The sequence below is a fragment of the Microbacterium sp. NPDC055910 genome (assembly GCF_042271185.1).
In the GTDB taxonomy this organism is placed as follows: Bacteria; Actinomycetota; Actinomycetes; order Actinomycetales; family Microbacteriaceae; genus Microbacterium.
In genome coordinates, this window is sequence record NZ_JBHJZS010000003.1 from 139977 (window position 1) to 158229 (window position 18253).

16 protein-coding genes and 1 tRNA gene are annotated in these 18253 nt (G+C 69.8%); 13 read left to right on the forward strand and 4 right to left on the reverse strand.

Features of this window, described 5'->3' with window-relative positions; genetic code table 11:
- The first annotated feature begins 127 nt into the window (after nt 1-127).
- Complete coding sequence (locus ACFC3F_RS03010) at nt 128-1981, forward strand: DEAD/DEAH box helicase (protein ID WP_376126472.1); 1854 nt, start codon at nt 128-130, stop codon at nt 1979-1981.
- Between the two features lie 107 nt (nt 1982-2088).
- Nucleotides 2089-3168, forward strand: coding sequence for a VIT1/CCC1 family protein (locus ACFC3F_RS03015; protein WP_376126474.1), 1080 nt, complete (start codon nt 2089-2091; stop codon nt 3166-3168).
- Here the strand turns inward: ACFC3F_RS03015 and ACFC3F_RS03020 are convergent.
- The 3 genes from ACFC3F_RS03020 to ACFC3F_RS03030 all read right to left on the reverse strand — a co-directional run bounded on the left by ACFC3F_RS03020 (nt 3155) and on the right by ACFC3F_RS03030 (nt 5243).
- A complete protein-coding gene (locus ACFC3F_RS03020) occupies nt 3155-3955 on the reverse strand; it encodes a helix-turn-helix domain-containing protein (RefSeq protein WP_376126477.1) in 801 nt (266 codons plus the stop codon). The two genes, ACFC3F_RS03015 and ACFC3F_RS03020, sit on opposite strands and share 14 nt — an antisense overlap.
- 52 nt (nt 3956-4007) lie before the next feature.
- Entirely contained in the window at nt 4008-5039 is a 1032-nt protein-coding gene (locus tag ACFC3F_RS03025) for a helix-turn-helix domain-containing protein (protein WP_376126480.1), read from the reverse strand.
- A gap of 119 nt (nt 5040-5158) precedes the next feature.
- Nucleotides 5159-5243: transfer RNA gene (locus ACFC3F_RS03030), tRNA-Leu, on the reverse strand.
- Between the two features lie 89 nt (nt 5244-5332).
- Here ACFC3F_RS03030 and ACFC3F_RS03035 point away from each other — a divergent pair.
- Nucleotides 5333-6634, forward strand: a complete 1302-nt coding sequence (locus tag ACFC3F_RS03035; protein ID WP_376126483.1) for a M20/M25/M40 family metallo-hydrolase — start codon at nt 5333-5335, stop codon at nt 6632-6634.
- A gap of 9 nt (nt 6635-6643) precedes the next feature.
- Nucleotides 6644-7471: an undecaprenyl-diphosphate phosphatase gene (locus ACFC3F_RS03040; RefSeq protein ID WP_376126486.1), complete on the forward strand. Its 828-nt coding sequence runs from the start codon at nt 6644-6646 to the stop codon at nt 7469-7471.
- Nucleotides 7472-7481: 10 nt separating this feature from the next.
- On the opposite strand, the gene ACFC3F_RS03045 is transcribed toward ACFC3F_RS03040, so the two are convergent.
- Nucleotides 7482-8345: a PAC2 family protein gene (locus tag ACFC3F_RS03045; RefSeq protein WP_376126489.1), complete on the reverse strand. Its 864-nt coding sequence runs from the start codon at nt 8343-8345 to the stop codon at nt 7482-7484.
- Nucleotides 8346-8438: 93 nt separating this feature from the next.
- Here ACFC3F_RS03045 and ACFC3F_RS03050 point away from each other — a divergent pair, with 93 nt between their 5' ends.
- From ACFC3F_RS03050 to lnt, 9 genes are all read left to right on the forward strand, one after another.
- A complete protein-coding gene (locus tag ACFC3F_RS03050) occupies nt 8439-9122 on the forward strand; it encodes an HAD family hydrolase (RefSeq protein ID WP_376126492.1) in 684 nt (227 codons plus the stop codon).
- Nucleotides 9119-10132: a tRNA (adenine-N1)-methyltransferase gene (locus ACFC3F_RS03055; RefSeq protein ID WP_376126495.1), complete on the forward strand. Its 1014-nt coding sequence runs from the start codon at nt 9119-9121 to the stop codon at nt 10130-10132. Before ACFC3F_RS03050 ends, ACFC3F_RS03055 begins: the two co-directional genes overlap by 4 nt.
- A 9-nt stretch (nt 10133-10141) precedes the next feature.
- Complete coding sequence (locus ACFC3F_RS03060; RefSeq protein ID WP_376126498.1) at nt 10142-11095, forward strand: FKBP-type peptidyl-prolyl cis-trans isomerase; 954 nt, start codon at nt 10142-10144, stop codon at nt 11093-11095.
- Nucleotides 11096-11140: 45 nt separating this feature from the next.
- Nucleotides 11141-12136 carry a helix-turn-helix transcriptional regulator gene (locus ACFC3F_RS03065; protein ID WP_376126501.1) on the forward strand — a complete coding sequence of 332 codons (996 nt, stop codon included), beginning with the start codon at nt 11141-11143 and terminating at the stop codon, nt 12134-12136.
- Nucleotides 12133-13095, forward strand: coding sequence for a helix-turn-helix transcriptional regulator (locus tag ACFC3F_RS03070; RefSeq protein WP_376126504.1), 963 nt, complete (start codon nt 12133-12135; stop codon nt 13093-13095). The genes ACFC3F_RS03065 and ACFC3F_RS03070 overlap by 4 nt, the downstream gene beginning before the upstream one ends.
- A gap of 88 nt (nt 13096-13183) precedes the next feature.
- Nucleotides 13184-13444: a Sec-independent protein translocase subunit TatA gene (gene tatA, locus ACFC3F_RS03075; RefSeq protein ID WP_376126507.1), complete on the forward strand. Its 261-nt coding sequence runs from the start codon at nt 13184-13186 to the stop codon at nt 13442-13444.
- A gap of 66 nt (nt 13445-13510) precedes the next feature.
- Nucleotides 13511-14272: a twin-arginine translocase subunit TatC gene (gene tatC / locus ACFC3F_RS03080; protein WP_376126509.1), complete on the forward strand. Its 762-nt coding sequence runs from the start codon at nt 13511-13513 to the stop codon at nt 14270-14272.
- On the forward strand, nt 14269-16704 hold the full coding sequence (locus ACFC3F_RS03085; protein WP_376126512.1) for a DEAD/DEAH box helicase: 2436 nt from the start codon (nt 14269-14271) through the stop codon (nt 16702-16704). Before tatC ends, ACFC3F_RS03085 begins: the two co-directional genes overlap by 4 nt.
- An 8-nt stretch (nt 16705-16712) precedes the next feature.
- The coding region (lnt, locus tag ACFC3F_RS03090; protein ID WP_376126515.1) for an apolipoprotein N-acyltransferase at nt 16713-18253 on the forward strand (1541 nt) is incomplete at its 3' end.

The following is an 18253-nucleotide window of genomic DNA, read 5'->3' on the forward strand; positions in this document are numbered from 1 at the left end:
GCGCTCCTCCTCAGGTCGCGGCCGCTTTCGAGCGTAGCGCGCGCGCCGATCATGTCGGCGGCACGGATTAGGGTGGTCAATCGTGCTGTCCGCGGCTGTGGGACGGCCGTCGCGGAAAGGGGAGCCAGTGGACGACGCGATCGCCGCTGCCGAACCGGTGACGACCGACGTGCCCGAGCACTTCGGCAGCTTCGCCGCCGAGCAGCTGTCGCCCGCGTATCCGCAGCGTGCCCCGTGGGGTACGGCTCAGCGACTTCGGGCCTGGCAGGCAGAGGCGCTCGACCTGTACTTCGGTCTCGACGGACCTGACGGTCCCGGCGGCGGTCCGCGGGACTTCCTCGCCGCCGCGACCCCCGGCGCCGGCAAGACGACCTTCGCCCTGCGGCTCGCGAGCGAGCTGCTGCGCCGTGGCATCGTGGAGCGCATCGTCGTCGTCGCGCCGACCGAGCACCTCAAGACCCAGTGGGCGGATGCCGCGGCTCGCGTCTCGATCCGCCTCGATCCGCACTTCAGCAACCGCCACGGTCTGCCGTCGCGGCAGTTCCACGGCGTCGCGGTCACCTACGCGCAGGTCGCCGTCAAATCGTCGGTGCACGAACGGCTCATCCATGACCGGCGCACGCTGGTGATCCTCGACGAGGTCCACCACGGCGGTGACGCGCTCAGCTGGGGCGACGCGCTGCGCGAGGCGTACGGCCGCGCGACGCGGCGGCTGCTGCTGTCGGGGACCCCGTTTCGCAGCGACACCGCACCGATCCCGTTCGTCGAATACCACCCCGACGACAAAGGCATCCGCGTCTCGCGCACCGATTACAACTACGGGTACCGTCGTGCGCTCGAAGACGGCGTCGTGCGGCCCGTGCTCTTCCTCGTCTACGCCGGCCAGATGCGCTGGCGCACCAAGACGGGCGACGAGATGGAGGCGCAGCTCGGGCAGGACAACACGAAGGACGTCACGGCGCAGGCGTGGCGCACGGCGCTCGATCCCGAGGGGGAGTGGATTCCCGCCGTACTGCGCTCGGCCGACCGGCGCCTGAGCGAAGTGCGCGAGCAGGTTCCGGATGCCGGTGGCCTCGTGATCGCGACGGATCAGACCGCCGCACGGGCCTATGCCGAGATCCTCGACCGGCTCACGGGCGAGCCGACGACCGTCGTGCTGTCCGACGAGGAGGGCGCGTCGGCACGCATCGAGCAGTTCGCGAACAACACCCGGCGTTGGATGGTCGCCGTCCGCATGGTGTCGGAGGGTGTCGACGTGCCGCGACTGGCGGTCGGCGTGTATGCCACCAGCGCCTCGACGCCGCTGTTCTTCGCGCAGGCGATCGGTCGCTTCGTCCGCGCGCGGCGCCGCGGCGAGACGGCGAGCGTCTTCCTGCCGAACGTTCCGCAGCTGCTCGCCCTCGCCAACGCCATGGAGGTCGAACGCGATCACGCCCTCGACCGCGAGAGCGAGGATGACGAGTGGGCGCTCGATGACGACCTGCTCGACGCCGCCGAGCAGGGCGACAGCGCTTCGGATGCCCTGACGTACGAGTTCACCTACCAGGCGCTCGGATCCCTCGCCCACTTCGACCGCGTGCTCTACGACGGCAAGGAGTTCGGCCAGCTCGCTGTGCCCGGCACTCCCGAAGAAGAGGAGTTCCTGGGGCTGCCCGGCCTGCTCGAGCCCGAGCACGTGCACGAGCTGCTCGTGCAGCGTCAGGCACGTCAGAGCCGCCACCGTCGGGTTCGCGAATCGCAGCAGCCGGCGCCCGACGATCCCGCGCCGGATGTCCCGCCGGCGGCCCTGCACCGCACGCTGAAGGAGCAGCGCCAGCTGCTGAACAGCCTCGTGGGACTGTATGCGCGGCAATCCGGCGAGCCGCACGGTGCCGTGCACGCCGAGCTGCGCCGCGTGTGCGGAGGCCCGAGCGTCGCACAGGCGACCGTTGCGCAACTGCAGGCCCGCATCGACCTGCTGCGCGCCCGCGTGCGGTCGTGAGCGGCGTTCGGGGGTCCGAAATGCTGGTAATCCGCGCTCTCGCGCCCTCGTCGCCGTCACGGCGTCGCTAGCGTGGAGGCATCCGTCACCCTGCCCGGAGGCCTCGATTGACCGCGCCCGCTGAACCGACCGCCCGCGACCGACGACGGTGGGCACGGTATCTCGTGAACGAGCGCGCCGAGGCCCAGGTCTACCGTCAGCTCGCGACGCGCCGCGATGGTGAAGAGCGCGACATCCTGCTGGCGCTCGCCGAGGCCGAAGGGCGGCACGAGGCGCACTGGCTGCACCTGCTCGGGGGCGAGCCCGTCCATGCGCCCCGGCCCGAGACGCGCACGCTCGTGCTGGGCTGGATGGCGAAGCGGTTCGGGTGGATCTTCGTGCTCGCCCTCGCCCAGAACGCCGAAGCGCGCTCGCCGTACGACGACGAGCCGTTCGCGACACCTCGCATGGCGGCGGATGAGCGCATCCACCACGAGGTCGTGCGGGGGCTCGCCGCGCGCGGGCGCCGCCGTCTGTCCGGCACGTTCCGCGCAGCGGTGTTCGGCGCGAACGACGGACTCGTCTCGAACCTCGCCCTGGTGCTCGGCATCGGCGCGACGGGAGTGGATTCGCGGTTCGTGCTGTTCTCCGGCATCGCCGGCCTCCTCGCGGGTGCCCTGTCGATGGCGGCGGGCGAGTTCGTGTCGGTGCGCTCGCAGCGTGAGCTGCTGGACGCCACCGAACCCAGCGAATATACGGCCGCCGCGCTGCTGGACCTCGACCTCGACGCGAACGAACTCGCGCTGGTGTACCGCACGCGGGGGATGCCCGAGATCGAGGCCCTCGACCGTGCTCGGCGCGCCGTGGCCGCAGCCCAGGCCGGCGACGAGGCGCCCGTTCGACCCGAGCGGGCCCGCGCGCACGACGTCGTCGGAAACGCGTGGAGCGCCGCGCTGTCGAGCTTCCTGTTCTTCGCGTCGGGAGCGATCATCCCCGTGCTGCCGTGGCTCTTCGGGCTGTCCGGGCTCGCGGCCGTGGTCACCGCGCTCGTGCTCGTCGGTGCGGCGCTGCTGTGCACGGGCGCCACGGTGGGGCTGCTGTCCGGCGCGCCGCCGTGGCGGCGTGCTCTGCGCCAGCTGGCGATCGGGTTCGGTGCGGCCGCTGTCACCTACGCGCTCGGTCTGGCCTTCGGCGTCACGCTCGGCTGAGGTCGCTGTCTCGTGCCGCGCACTCTGCTCCGTCGCGGTACTCCGTCGGTGTCACCCCGAAGCGGCGCATGACGTGCACGCGCAGACGGGATGCGCTCGTGAAGCCGGACATGAGCGCGACCTCGGTGATCGACAGGTCGGACTGTTCGCGCAGCAGGTCGCACGCCGTGGCGAGGCGGCGCTCGGCGAGCATGGCGGCGACGCCGTCTCCGCGCGCGAAGCGGTAGAGCTGGCGACGGCTGAAGTGCAGTCTCTGTGCGATGCCGTCCACATCCAGCAGCGGGTCGCGGTGGTGGGCGTCGATGAACGCCTCGAGCTGGGCGGTCAGCGACGAGTCGTCGACCTCGTCGCTTCGGCTCGCGTGCTGCAGCACGACGGCACGGATGAGGCTCAGAGCCACGTCTTCCACGTGCTCGAGATGGTCGCGCTGCGCTGCCAGGTCGCGCTGCAGGCTGCGCAGCATCGAGCGTGAAGCCCGCACGAGCGGGGTCATCGGCAGATGCACCAGGGTCGGAAGAACGTGCAGTCCCACACGTTCCCGCGGCACGGCGAGCGCGACGGCGGGATCGTCGCCGGGCACGGGGAGGGGCAGGTCCGTCTGCGAGAAGAGGAACGTCGACACGATGGGCCGGCTCGGATCTCGCACGTGCTGTCGCTGACGCGTGTGCACCAGCGCGATCTGCGGCAGTGTCAGGTCCCGAGCGGCGCGCACCACGCTCGCCGCCGTTCCCGCCAGGAGGGCGCACGCGGACGAACCGACGAAGAAGGTGGCCTTGGGGATGCTCATCGTCGTCATTACAGCGCGGACGCGCGGTGACCGCCATCGGAGAACCGATGTGTCAGGAGCGGATACACGAAGCAGGGCGTCCCAGCAGCGCCGAGGGGGCGATCCCGTATGCCGCCCGGAAGTGCCCGGCGAACTCGCCGGGGTGGAAGAACCCGCACGCATTCGCGATCGAGGTCACCGTCGTCGATGCCGGGTCTGCCGCCGTGAGCATTCGGTGGGCCCGTTCGAGGCGCTTCGTGCGCAGCCACGCCGACGGTGTCGTGCCGACCGCCTTGCGGAACGCGAGCTGCAGTCCGCGCGGACTCACACCGACCGCCGCAGCGACGGCGGCGAACGAGACGGGCTCGCTCACGCGGTCGAGCATGTACTCCATCGCGGCGCGGACACGCGCGGAACGGACGTCGCCGCGGGCGGGCAGCCGTTCGCGGAAGGACGGGACGCTCAGCAGCAGACTCTCCAGTGCGACGTCTTGCAGTCGATTCCGCAGGTCGGGATCGCCGAGCGGTCCGGTCTCGTCGACGAGGAGAGCGAGTGCTTCCAACATGCGCAGCACGGCGTCGGGTAGGTCGAAGGTCGTCAGCGGCATATCGAGGACGTCGCCGACGTCACCGAGCAGGAGGGATGCCGCGACCCGCTCGATCCGTGAGCGCGATACCGCGACGAGGACCTGCTCGTAATCGGCGTCGATGTCCGAGCGGAACTCGCGGTACGGCGCGATGACCGTCGTATCGCTCGACGCGATCGGTACGCTCTCGTTGCCGTAGCGAAGTCGCGCCGTGCCCGCCATCGAGAGCGGGAACAGGAAGCTGTCGGGCTCGTCGTCGCCCGGGATGACCGAGACATCGGCGCCGTAGGTCACTCGGCTGACGGCGATGTCCCCGAGGGGCAGTGCGGTCAGCCGCGCATCGAGACGGGCGTCGGGCGAGCGGGGCAGGATCGTGTGCGGGCGGGTGACGCGCGTCGCGATCTCGGCGAACTCATCGGCATCGTGCACGTCTTCCACGAGCGTGATTCCTCGGGTATCGACGATCTCGGCAAGACGGGTCACACTCACGGCGCGCATCACTTCTCGGCTCGCTGCCATGATCGCGGTCCTCCCGACCGGCCGCAACCCGGTGTGCGCGACCTGTCCCTCACGAGGGTTCGCGACCGACCCGCGGGGACAAAACAAAAAGGCCCCCTTTCGGGGGCCTTTTCATTTTGTGCGCGAGGGGGGACTTGAACCCCCACGCCCTATACGGGCACTAGCACCTCAAGCTAGCGCGTCTACCAATTCCGCCACCCGCGCGAGGTGGTTTTCGGTTTCGCAACCGAGGGTCGACATTAGCACGTTCCGGCGGACGAAACCGAATCGAGCGGGCAGGTAGGTTAGTCCGCATGCCCACACCCGACACGACGCTGCCGGAGGTCGTCGCGGTCGCACGCGATCTCATCCGCATCGACACGACCAACCACGGCGAAGGCAACGCCCGGGGCGAGCGTGAAGCGGCTGAATACGCCGGGTCATACCTCGAGGGGCTCGGTCTCACGACGCAGTACTTCGAGCCCGTTCCGCGCCGGACCAACGTGTGCGCGCGCGTGCCCGGGCGGGATCGGTCTCGTCCCGCACTCGTGCTGCACGGTCACCTCGATGTCGTACCGGCCATCGCCGAGGACTGGAGCGTCGATCCGTTCGCCGGCGAGATCCGCGACGGCATGCTGTGGGGCCGCGGCGCGGTCGACATGAAGGACATGGACGCCATGATCCTCACCTCGATCGGCGACATCCTGCGCGCGGGGGAGCAGCCCGCGCGCGACATCATCGTGACGTTCTTCGCAGACGAAGAAGCCGGGGGCGCGGAAGGATCCGCGCTCGTCGTGCGCGACCGACCGGAATGGTTCGCGGGCGCGACCGAGGCCATCAGCGAGGTCGGCGGGTACTCCATCGCGACAGGCGACAAGCGCGCCTACCTGCTGCAGACGGGGGAGAAGGCGCTGTGCTGGATCCGACTCCGCGCTCACGGGCGTGCCGGGCACGGCAGTCGAGTGCACCCGGACAACGCCGTGACGCGGCTCGCCGAAGCGGTCGCCGCCCTCGGGCGCACGTCATGGCCGCTCGCGATGACGCCGACGACGCGCCGCATGGTCGACGACCTGGCGATGCTCGCCGATGCCGACCCCGCCGATCCCGATGCCGTCGCCGAGCGGTATGGCGCGGCATCCGCTTTTCTGCGCTCGACGTTCCGCACGACGGCGAACCCGACCGGACTCACTGCCGGATACAAGCACAACGTCATCCCCGACACGGCCGAAGCGCTCATCGACGTGCGCACGCTTCCCGGGCAGGAGGACGCCGTCCTCAGTGAGATCCAGCGCATCGTCGGAGCCGACATCGACGTCGAGACCGTCGTGCGCGACGTCGGCCTCGAGGCATCCTTCGAGGGCGGGCTCGTCGACGCGATGGTCGCCGCCCTCGGCCGCCACGATCCGGGCGTCCCGGTGATCCCGTACCTGCTGGGCGCCGGAACCGACAACAAGGCGCTCGCGAAGCTCGGCATCGCCGGCTACGGCTTCGCGCCGCTGCGGCTGCCCGCCGATCTGGATTTCACCGGCATGTTCCACGGTGTCGACGAACGTGTTCCGCTGGACGCGCTCGTCTTCGGGCAGCGCGTGCTGACCGACCTGCTCCGCACCTACTGAAGGACCCGAATGCACCTTTTCGAGGCGATCATCCTCGGACTCGTCCAGGGACTGACCGAGTTCCTCCCGATCTCGTCCAGCGCCCACCTGCGGATCCTCGGCGAGCTCCTGCCGTCTGCGGAAGACCCGGGCGCGGCCTTCACGGCGATCACGCAGATCGGCACCGAGGCGGCGGTCGTCGTGTTCTTCTGGCACGACATCGTGCGGATCATCGGCAATTGGTGCAGGGCGCTGGCAGGGCGCATCCCGCACAGCGATCCGGACGCCCGGATGGGCTGGCTGATCATCATCGGCAGCATCCCGATCGTCGTGCTGGGGCTGCTGTTCCAGGACCAGATCGAGACGACGTTCCGGTCGCTGTGGCTCGTCGCGGCGATGCTGATCCTCTTCGGTGTGCTGCTGGGCATCGCCGACCATGTCGGGGCGAAGAAGCGCAAGCTCCGCCAGCTGACGGTGGGAGACGGCGTCGTCTACGGGTTCGCGCAGTCGCTCGCGCTCATCCCGGGTGTGTCACGCTCGGGGGGCACGATCACCGCGGGGCTGTTCATGGGATATGAGCGCGCGGCGGCCGCACGCTACGCCTTCCTGCTGGCCATTCCGGCCGTCTTCGGCAGCGGCTTCTATCAGCTGTTCAAGAGCTGGGGCGAGCCGGCGGTGTTCACGCTCGGTGAGACGGCCATCGCGACCGGTGTCGCGTTCGTCGTCGCGCTCGGCGTCATCGCGTTCTTCATGAGCTGGATCTCCAAGCGCAGCTTCCTGCCGTTCGTGATCTACCGCGTCGCGCTCGGCTCACTCGTCCTCGTGCTGCTGAGCACGGGGGTGCTGCAGGCGCAGTGATCGTCCGCCGCTAACGGCGCGGGTCGTCGCGCCCGGGCTTTCCGGGGCCCTCGGACCCCCGGCGCAGGTACTTCTCGAACTCCTGCGCGATCGCGTCGCCCGAGGCCTCGGGTGAGTCCCATGTGTCGCGCGTGTGCTCGAGTTGGCGGATGTACTCGGTCATCTCGTCGTCGTCCGCGGCGGCGGCATCGATCGAGGCCTCCCACGCGGCAGCCTGCGCGGGCAGCTCACCGGGCGAGATCTCGGCCGACGTGAGCTCGCCGAGCCGCTCGAGGAGCGCGAGAGTCGCTTTGGGAGAGGGCGTGTGGCCCGCGACGTAGTGCGGCACGCTCGCCCAGAGGCCGGCAGAGGGGATGCCGGCGGTGTCGGCGGCGTCGGTGAGCACGCTCATGATGCCGACGGGGCCCTCGTACGTGCTGCGTTCGAGCTTGAGCGCCGCACGCAGGCTCTCGTTCTCGCTGCCCGCGAAGATCGAGATCGGTCGTGTGTGCGGCACGTCGGACATCATCGAGCCGAGGCAGACGAGCCCCGAGACGTCTTCTCGCAAAGCGACATCGATGAGTTCGCCGGCGTAGGCCTGCCATGCCCGCGCGGGCTCGACGCCCGTGAGCAGCCACAGCTCGGTGGATCCCGTCGCATGCGTTGGCCGCAGGAGCGTCGTCTCGGGCCAGCGCAGCGACCGCCGGCCCTCGCCGTCGGCCTCGATGTGCGGCCGCGTGTACTGGTAGTCGAAGTACAGTTCGGGGTCGACGGAGAAGACGGGTTCGTACTCGCCCGCCGCACGCAGATGGGCGATGGCCGACGAGGCAGCCTCCCCGGCGTCGTTCCATCCGTCGAACGCAGCGACGACGACTCTCCGACCCAGTCCGGACACACGGCCTCCTCCGCCCGCGGCGCGGGCTTTTACCAGGATAGGCGCCAGCCCCGGCCGCCCGGCAGCCGGTACGCCGCTGGATACGATGGAACGATGACCTCTGCACCTCTTGCCGCCGTCCTGTGGGACATGGACGGAACCCTCGTCGACACCGAGTCGCACTGGATGGCGGCCGAGGCCGCGCTCGTGGGCCGCTTCAGCGGTGAGTGGACGCCGGAGCAGGCGCTGAGCCTGGTGGGACTGGGGCTCGCCGATGCTGCGCGCATCCTGCAGGACGCCGGCGTACGCATGAGCGTCGAGGACATCGTCGACCACCTGACCGACACGGTCATGAGCACCATCGCCGCCGAGGGCGTGCCGTTCCGGCCCGGCGCACGCGAGCTGCTGCGCGATCTGCGCGCCGCCGGAATCAAGACCGGGCTCGTCACGATGTCGATGCGCCGCATGGCGAGCGCGATCGCCGACCTCATCGGCGACGACATGTTCGACGTCGTCGTCGCCGGAGACGACGCCACACGACCGAAGCCCTTCCCCGACCCCTACCTGCAGGCATGCGAGGCGCTCGGGGCCGCCCCCGAGCAGACCGCCGCGATCGAAGACTCCCCGAACGGGATGCGCTCGGCTGTCGCGTCGGGCGCCACGTCGATCGGCGTGCCGCTCATGGTGTCTCTCGAGGGGGTCGGCGCCCACGCGATCTGGCCGACGCTCGAGGGGCGCACGACCGCCGACGTCTCGGCCGTCCACATGTCGCGTCGCACGAGCGGAGACGCCCCGTGACCGAGCAACCCCGCGGGCCCTTCCGGCTCGGCGACCGCGTTCAGCTGACCGGTCCCAAGGGGCGTCTGCACACGATCACGCTGCGCGAGGACGGCGAGCTGCACACCCACCACGGAGTGCTGCCGCACAGCGCGCTCGTCGGGCTGCCGGACGGTTCGGTCGTGGCCAACAGCGCCGGGCACGAATACCTCGCCCTGCGTCCTCTGCTGCGCGACTTCGTCATGTCGATGCCGCGCGGCGCCGCGATCGTCTACCCGAAGGATGCCGCGCAGATCGTCACGCAGGCCGACGTCTTCCCCGGATCCGTCGTCGTCGAAGCGGGTGTCGGGTCGGGTGCGCTGTCGCTGTCGCTGCTGCGTGCGGTCGGCGCGACGGGGCGCGTCGTGTCGTTCGAGCGCCGCGAGGAGTTCGCCGAGGTCGCCACGGCCAACGTCAGCACATTCCTCGGCGGAACGCCCGAGAACTGGCAGGTCGTCGTGGGCGACCTGGTGGCGTCCTTGCCCGCCGCGGTCGCCCAGGGCTCCGTCGATCGCGTCGTGCTCGACATGCTCGCCCCGTGGGAGTGCATCGACGTCGTCGCCGAGGCGCTGACCCCCGGCGGCGTCGTGCTCTGCTATGTCGCGACGGCGACCCAGTTGAGTCGCGTCGCGGAGTACATCCGCGGCACGGGACTGTTCACCGAGCCCGACGCGAACGAGACGATGGTGCGCGGCTGGCACGTCGAGGGACTGGCTGTGCGGCCCGATCATCGCATGGTCGCGCACACCGGCTTCCTGATCTGGGCGCGACGACTGGCCCCCGGAGCAGTCCTGCCCGAGGTCAAACGTCGTGCGTCGAAGTCGAGCTACGGCGACGAGGACGTCGAGCTGTGGACTCCCGGAGCGGTGGGGGACCGCCAGATCTCCGACAAGAATCTGCGCAAGCGCGTGCGCGAGGCGCAGAAGGCCGCCGACGGCGCGCGCATCGCCGCCGAGGGACGCGCGCCCGGCGAGACCACGTCTTCCACTTAGGATGTCCAGGTGCGCAGATTCCCACTGATCCCCGCGGCCGTCTCGGTTCTCGGCCTCGCCGCCGTCGGCCTCGTCGGGTGCACAGCGCCCTCGAGCGCGGCATGCGAGCGTCCTGACCTGGACCGTGCCGTCCTCGACGCGGTGACGGTCTCGACCGACATCGACACCGCCGCCGAGATCTCGGTGTACCCGCAGTTCCGTGCGACCGACATCGCCGTGCGCGACGTCGTGACGGGCGAGGGCATGGCGGTCGAGAACGACGGTCAGCTCGTCGGGCTCAACCTCACGATCGTGAACGGCCGCACGGGCGAGCCCGCTCTCGAGCAGGCCTACAACCCGATTCCGCTCACGGTGCTGCAGGGTGCGATCCCCGCTCTGCCCGAGATCCTGCACTGCGCGACCGAAGGCACCCGCACCGTCGTCGCACTCGCACCCGGTGACATCGAAGAGGGTTCCGCCACCTCGATCGGCATCGGCCCTGACGACTCCGCCGTCGCCGTCATCGACGTACGCACCGTGTACCGCGCCAAGGCCGACGGCGCCGATGTCTTCCAGTCCGGCTTCGGTCTTCCGAGCGTCGTGCGTGCGACCAACGGGCGTCCCGGTGTCACGATCCCGGACGCGGCGCCCCCGACCGAGGTCGTGGTGCAGACGATCAAGCGCGGCACCGGTCCCGTCGTGACGGGGGAGCAGCCCGTGCGCATCCATCTCACGGGCACCGTCTGGGAGACCCGCGAGGAATTCCAGTCGACGTGGGAGAGCGAACCGCCGTCCATCACGCTCGGCTCGTTCCTGCCGGCGCTCGATGAGGCGCTCGAGGGCGAGACGGTCGGCTCCCAGGTGCTCGTCGTCGTTCCGCCGTCGGAGGGCTTCGGAAACGAGGCGCAGGGCGCCGTCCCGGCGAACTCGACGCTCGTGTTCGTCGTCGACATCCTCGGGCTCGACGACGCACCGACGCAGTAGCCACGGCTCCGGCCCCGACCGCGGCACCGACCCTAAGATGAGGAGGTGCCCGCGAACGCCCCTGCCAAGAGTCCGCCCGAAGAGCGGCTGGTCAATCTCGTCGTGGCGCTGATGGCGACCGAGCAGGGGCTGACGAAGGACACGATCCTGCGCTCCGTCGCGGGGTACCGGGAGCAGGCGGATGCCGGTGCCTCCAAGGACGCGCTCGAGAAGATGTTCGAGCGCGACAAGGAGAACCTGCGCGGTCTCGGCATCCCGATCGAGACGATCGGCGACTGGGCGGATCCCGATGACCTGCGCGAAGCCCGGTATCGCGTGCCCACGGCGGAATACGAACTTCCGGAGGACATCGTCTTCACACCCGCCGAAGTCGCGCTCCTGACCCTCGCGGGCGGTGTGTGGAGCGAGAGCTCGCTGTCGGCCGATGCGCGCAGCGGTCTGCGCAAGATCCGGGCACTCGGGATCCCCGTGGACGAGCCGATCATCGGGTTCTCTCCGCGCATCAGCGTGCGCGAGCCGAGCTTCACCGCCCTGCAGCGGGCGATCGAGCAGGCGCGCGTCGTGCGCTTCTCCTATCTCAAGCCGGGCGAGAAGACCGCGCGCCGACGTCGCATGCAGCCGCTCGCGCTCGTCGAGTACGAGGCGCGCTGGCATGTGTACGGCATCGACACGGATGCCGCGGCCGAGCGCACGTTCCTGCTCTCGCGCATCGTGGGCGATGTCGAGCTGACAAGGGAGTCCTTCGATGCGACATCGCGTGAGCGGGCCGGCGAGCGCGCACTGACCGGCCTCAACGACGTCGCGGCGCGCAACGTCGCGCTGCTCGAGGTCACTCCGGGAACCGAAGCGGCCCTGCGGCTGGGTCGGCGCGCGACGCCGGCCGAACAGGGCATCCGCGTGTCGTTCGTCGACGTCCACTTCTTCGCCGACGAACTGGCCTCGTACGGCCCCGAAGTGCGTGTCGTCGAGCCGCACGATCTGCGCGAGCACGTCATCGCGCGGCTCGAGGCCGCCGCCGCCCTGCACGGAGCCGACCGATGACGCACCGTAAGCCGCTCGTCGCGACCGACCGCGCCGCCCTCCTGCTGCAGCTCGTGCCGTATCTCGTCGGCAAGGGCGAGGTCTCCGTCGCCGAGGCCGCCGAGGAGTTCGACGTCGACCCCGAGCAGATGCGTGGCATGGTCGAGAAGCTCACCGTCATCGGGCTGCCCGGCGACGGCGGATATTGGCAGATGGCGAACGATCTGTTCGACATCGACTGGGATCTGCTCGACCGGCACGGCGTCATCTCGATCACGAACGCCGTCGGTCTCGAGCGCGCGCCCCGGCTCACCGCCCGTGAGGCGGCCGCGCTGCTGGCCGGGCTGCAGCTGGCGCGCACGATCCCCGGCGTCGGCGACACCGAGCTGTTCTCGGCCCTGCTCGCCAAGCTCGCCCGCGGCGCGTCGGCGACGCCCGCCGACGTCATCGTCGCCCCGGGCCCCGTCGATGCCGTGCGCGACGTCGTCGCGGCGGCGCTGCAGCGGCGCGTCGCGGTGTCGTTCACGTACAAGGCTCCGGATGCCGCGCCCACGACCCGTACGGTCGATCCTGTCAAGGTCGTCATCGCGGACGGACAGTGGTACCTGCAGGGCTGGTGTCACCTGCGCGAGGGCATGCGCACGTTCCACCTCGACCGCGTCAGCGACCCCGAACTCACCGACATCGCCACGACCCACGGCGAGGACCGGGTGCCGGACTGGTTCGAAGAGGGCGAAGGCCGTGATGTCGTGACCCTGCGCTTCGCGCAGGACGTCGCCCCCCTCGTGGGCGACTACCTCGCCCGTGCGACGCTGAAGACGACCGACGGCGTGACGCTGGCGACGATGCGTGTCGCCGACGAGGTGAGCGTGCGCCGGCTCGTCACACGTCGCGGCGGCGCCGTCGAGGTCGTCGAGCCCGAAGCGGCCCGCCGTGCGGCGGCGGATTGGGCCGCGGCCGCACTCGCGCTCTACCGGTGACACCACCCGCGCAACTCGCCCGTCACGGGCGTCGCATAAAGTCGGCGGGGTTACACTGGGGCGACGACATCCTGGAAGAAGGACACTCATGGGAATCCAAGGCTGGCAGTGGCTCCTCATCCTGGCCGTGATCCTTCTGCTCTTCGGCGCGGCCAAGCTCCCGGCGCTCGCCAAGAGCATGGGCCAGTCGGCTCGCGTGTTCAAGGGCGAGATGAAGGCCATGAAAGAGGACGACAAGGCGACGGACTCCGCGACGACCAGCTCCGTCGCCGATCCGTCCCACTCTGTACCTGCATCACCGACCGAGAACTCCTCGAATTCGGGTGGGGCATCCAACCCCAAGCAGTAGTCGTCCGTGGTGACGGCTGAGCAACCGCACGCACGCGGACGCAGACCTTCGCGCCGTGACCGGCGGATGTCCCTGGGCGGCCATCTCGTCGAACTGAAGAACCGCCTCATCATCTGCGCCGCGGCGCTCGTGGTCGCGATGGTGGTCGCGTTCCTGATCACCGATCCGGTGCTTCACGTCATCACCGAACCCATCCGCATCGTCGCGGAGTCGCGCGGTGACGCGTCGCGCGTCGAGCTGATGTACAGCACCGTCACTTCGGGATTCGACCTCAAGCTCCGGATGGCCTTCGCGATCGGCATCCTGCTGTCCGCACCGATCTGGCTCTGGCAGATCTGGGCCTTCATCATGCCGGGGCTTCGCCGCAAGGAGATCATCTACACGGTGTGCTTCGTGTGCGCGGCCGTGCCGCTCTTCTTCGCCGGATGCGCGACGGGCCTGTATGTCATGCCCAACATCGTGAAGCTGATGGCCGAGTTCGTGCCCGAGGGGGCTGCGGCCTTCTACGACGCCATCTACTACTACGACTTCGTCTTCAAGCTGCTCGTGTTCGTCGGTGTGGCCTTCGTCCTGCCGATCTTCCTCGTCGCGCTGAACGTCGCCGGGGTCATGTCGGGCAGGGCGATCCTGAAGGGATGGCGGGTCGCGGTGCTCATCGCGGTCACCTTCGCCGCCATCGCCACGCCGCCCGCCGACGTCGTCACGACGCTCTTGCTCGCCGGCATCCTGATCCTGCTCTTCTTCGCCGCTGCGGGGCTGTCCATGCTGTTCGATCGGCGCAATGCCAAGCGCAACGCCACGCTGCTCGATCCGGAGGCACAACCATGAGCGACGTCGGTCCCGCCGAGCGCTATGCGCGGGCGCGCGAACGGTCTTCACGCGAGCGTCACAGTCCCGTGACGGCGGCGTTCGCGCAGGCGCAGCGCTTCGAGCTGGATCCGTTCCAGATCGCGGGATGCGAGGCACTCGAGGCCGGGCGCAGCGTTCTCGTCGCCGCACCCACGGGGGCGGGCAAGACGATCGTCGGCGAGTTCGCCGTGCACCTGGCGATGCGCGAGCCGGGCGACAAGGCGTTCTATACGACGCCCATGAAGGCCCTGTCGAACCAGAAGTTCCGGGAACTGCAAGAGGTCTACGGCGCCGACGAGGTGGGGTTGCTCACGGGCGACACCAACATCAACGGCAATGCGCGCGTCGTCGTCATGACGACCGAAGTGCTGCGCAACATGCTGTATGCCGACTCGCCCGCTCTGCGGGGCCTGCGCTTCGTCGTGATGGACGAAGTGCACTACCTCGCCGATCGCTTCCGCGGGGCGGTGTGGGAAGAAGTCATCATCCACCTGCCGCCCGCCGTGCGGCTCGTGTCGCTGTCGGCGACCGTGTCCAACGCCGAGGAGTTCGGCGACTGGCTCGACACGGTGCGCGGGGACACCGAGGTCATCGTCTCCGAGACGCGCCCCGTGCCGCTCGAGCAGCACGTTCTCGTGCGCGGTGACCTGCTGCCCCTCTTCGACGATCGGGCCGGGATCGCGACGGCGCAGGTCAACCAGGAGCTGCTGCGCATCCGGTCTGCGAAGGGCCCGGCGTTCACCGACCGTCGCCGAGGCCAGCGGCGTCAGCCACGCCCGCGGGACGCGCAGCGCGTCGAGCGGATCGACCGCCCCGAGGCGGTCGAGCTGCTGGGCCGGGCGAATCTTCTGCCCGCGATCTTCTTCATCTTCAGCAGGGCGGGCTGCGACGCCGCCGTGCAGCAGGTGCGTCGCGGCGGCGTGCGGCTGACCTCGCACGAGGAGCGTCTCGAGATCCGTGCGATCGTCGAAGAACGCACGCGCACGCTCCTCGACGAGGACCTCGAGGTGCTGGGGTACTGGCAGTGGCTCGACAATCTCGAGCGAGGCGTGGCATCCCACCATGCCGGTCTGCTCCCGGCGTTCAAGGAAGTCGTCGAGGAGCTGTTCCAGCGCAAGCTCGTCAAGGTCGTCTTCGCGACCGAGACGCTCGCGCTCGGGATCAACATGCCCGCCCGCACCGTCGTGCTCGAGAAGCTCGAGAAGTTCAACGGCGAAGCACGCGTCGCCATCACGTCGGGCGAGTACACGCAGCTGACCGGTCGCGCGGGGCGTCGCGGAATCGACGTCGAGGGGCACGCCGTCGTGCAGTGGACCGAGGGTCTGGATCCGCAGGCCGTCGCCGCCCTCGCCTCGCGACGGACGTATCCGCTCAACTCGAGCTTCCGCCCCACCTACAACATGGCCGTCAACCTGATCGATCAGTTCGGGCGCGCCCGCGCACGGCAGATCCTCGAGTCGTCCTTCGCGCAGTTCCAGGCCGACCGCGCCGTCGTGGGGCTCGCCCGCCAGGTGCGCGAGCAGGAGCAGTCGCTCGCCGGCTACGAGAAGTCGATGACGTGCGATCGCGGCGACTTCGCCGAATATTCCGGCATCCGTCGCGAGCTGAGCGACCTCGAGAAGCTCAACCGCAAGGACGCCACGGCCTCGCGGGCGACGCGCGACAAGCGCCAGCGCCAGATCTCGACCCTGCGCACACGCATGCAGCGGCACGCGTGCCACTCGTGTCCCGAGCGAGAGGACCATGCGCGCTGGGCGGAGCGGTATTGGAAGCTCAAGCGCACCGTCGGCAAACTGCGTCGCCAGATCGAGACGCGCACGGGGGCCGTCGCCCGTGTCTTCGACCGCGTCGTCGACGTGCTCAGCGAGCTCGACTACGTGCGGATCGAGGACGACGGCTCGACGACGCTCACGGGCGCGGGCCGTACCATGCGGCGCATCTACGGCGAGCGCGACCTGCTCGTGGCCGAGTCGCTGCGCCAGGGCATCTGGGAAGAATTGGATGCCGCCGCGCTGGCGGCGCTCGCGTGCTCGATCGTGTACGAGCCGCGCCGCGACGATGCGATGGCGGGGGAGCACGACCTGCCCCGCGGTCCCTTCCGCCAGGCTTTCGCCGACACGCTGACGCTGTGGCAGCGTCTGGACGATCTCGAGCGCGCGCACGAGTTGCCGGGATCCGAGCCGATCGCTGCGAGCCTTGCCCGCGCGATGGCTTCGTGGGCGAACGGGCTGCCGCTGGAGCGTGTCCTCGATCAGGCGGACATGGCGGCGGGAGACTTCGTGCGCTGGGCCAAGCAGACGATCGACCTGCTCGACCAGCTCTCGCTCGTGGCCGACGCGAAGCTCGCCCGCACGGCGCGCAAAGCCCTCGACGGCGTACGGCGCGGCATCGTGGCGTACTCGTCGGTGTGAGCGTTCGAATGCCGCCGACGCCCCGCACCCGCCCGCTGCTGCCCCTGTGGGCCGCGATCATCGTGTCCGCCGCGGGTGGCGCCATCCTCGATCTCGCCTTCCCGTCGGTCGGCTGGTGGCCGCTCGCGTTCGTCGGCGTGGGTCTGTCGCTCGTCGCGCTCATCGGCCGCGGCGCCTGGAGTGCGCTGCTGGTCGGTCTCGTGTTCGGCGCGTCGTTCTATCTGATCCACATCATGTGGATCACGCGCTACCTGGGCGTCGTCCCGTGGTTCGCCCTCTCGGGCATCGAGACGCTCTTCATGGGGGTCGGATCGATCCCGATCGCCCTGGCCTACCGATGGATGCCGCGGGCCCTTCCCGGGCGCTGGTGGCGCCTCATCGGGCTTCCCGCGCTCGTCGGCGCCCTGTGGACGGGGCGCGAACTGTTCATGGGCTCCTGGCCGTACACGGGATTCCCGTGGGGGCGCATCGGGATGAGCCAATCCGAGAGCCCGCTCGCGCACATCACGTCGTGGGTCGGCGTGGCCGGCCTCACGTTCCTCATGGTCTTCTTCACGGCGGCCGTGATCGAGTGGGTCCGGCTGCGGCGCTTCCGCGACGTGCGCACGGCGATCCCGTCCGCGGCCCTGGCCGTGCTGCTCGTCGCCGTCCCCGCTTTTCCCACGGCGGCTGCGGGCGACCTGAGGGTCGGCGCCGTGCAGGGCAACGGCCCGTCGGGATACTTCGACGAGCGCCCCCGCAATGCGGTGCTGAACGCTCAGCTCGCGGCATCCGCTCCGCTCTTCGGGGAGGACATCGACGTGCTGCTGTGGCCCGAGGGCGGGATCGACTCGGATCCGCTCGCGAACACGACGACCGCCTCGGTGCTCGACCGCCTTGCCGCGCAGGTCGACGCGCCGCTCATCGTGAACGCCGCGACGCAACGCGGTGACGACACGTTCAACACGTCGATGCTGTGGGTACGGGGCGAGGGCGCCGTTCAGCTGCACGACAAGGCCAACCCGGTGCCGATGGGGGAGTACGTTCCCGACCGGTGGTTCTTCGAGGCCATCGCGCCCGATCTCATCGGGCTGATCCAGCGCGAGTACACGCCGGGCTCGAACGCACCCTTCTTCGATCTCGATGGGATCGGCGTCGGGCTGGCGATCTGCTTCGACGTCATCTACGACGACGTCATCTGGCGGGGCGCGCGCGAGGGCGCCGAGGTGTACATGTTCCAGACGAACAACGCGGACTTCCGCGACACCGACGAGAACCTGCAGCAGCTCGCGTTCGCGCGTATGCGGGCGATCGAGACGGGGCGCGCCGTGGTGAACCTCTCCACGGTCGGAACGAGTCAGGTCATCGCGCCGGACGGCTCGACGATCGACGGCCTGCCGGCGGGCGAGGCGGGGCACATGGTGACCGACGTGCCGCTGCGGACGGGCTTCACGCCCGCCGTCGTCGTGGGCGGCTGGGTGCAGCTGGTCGTCGGCTGGGGCGGGCTGGTCGCCCTGATCGCCGTCGGTGTGCTGGCCCTGGTGTCTCGTCGCACAACGAAGACGACGCC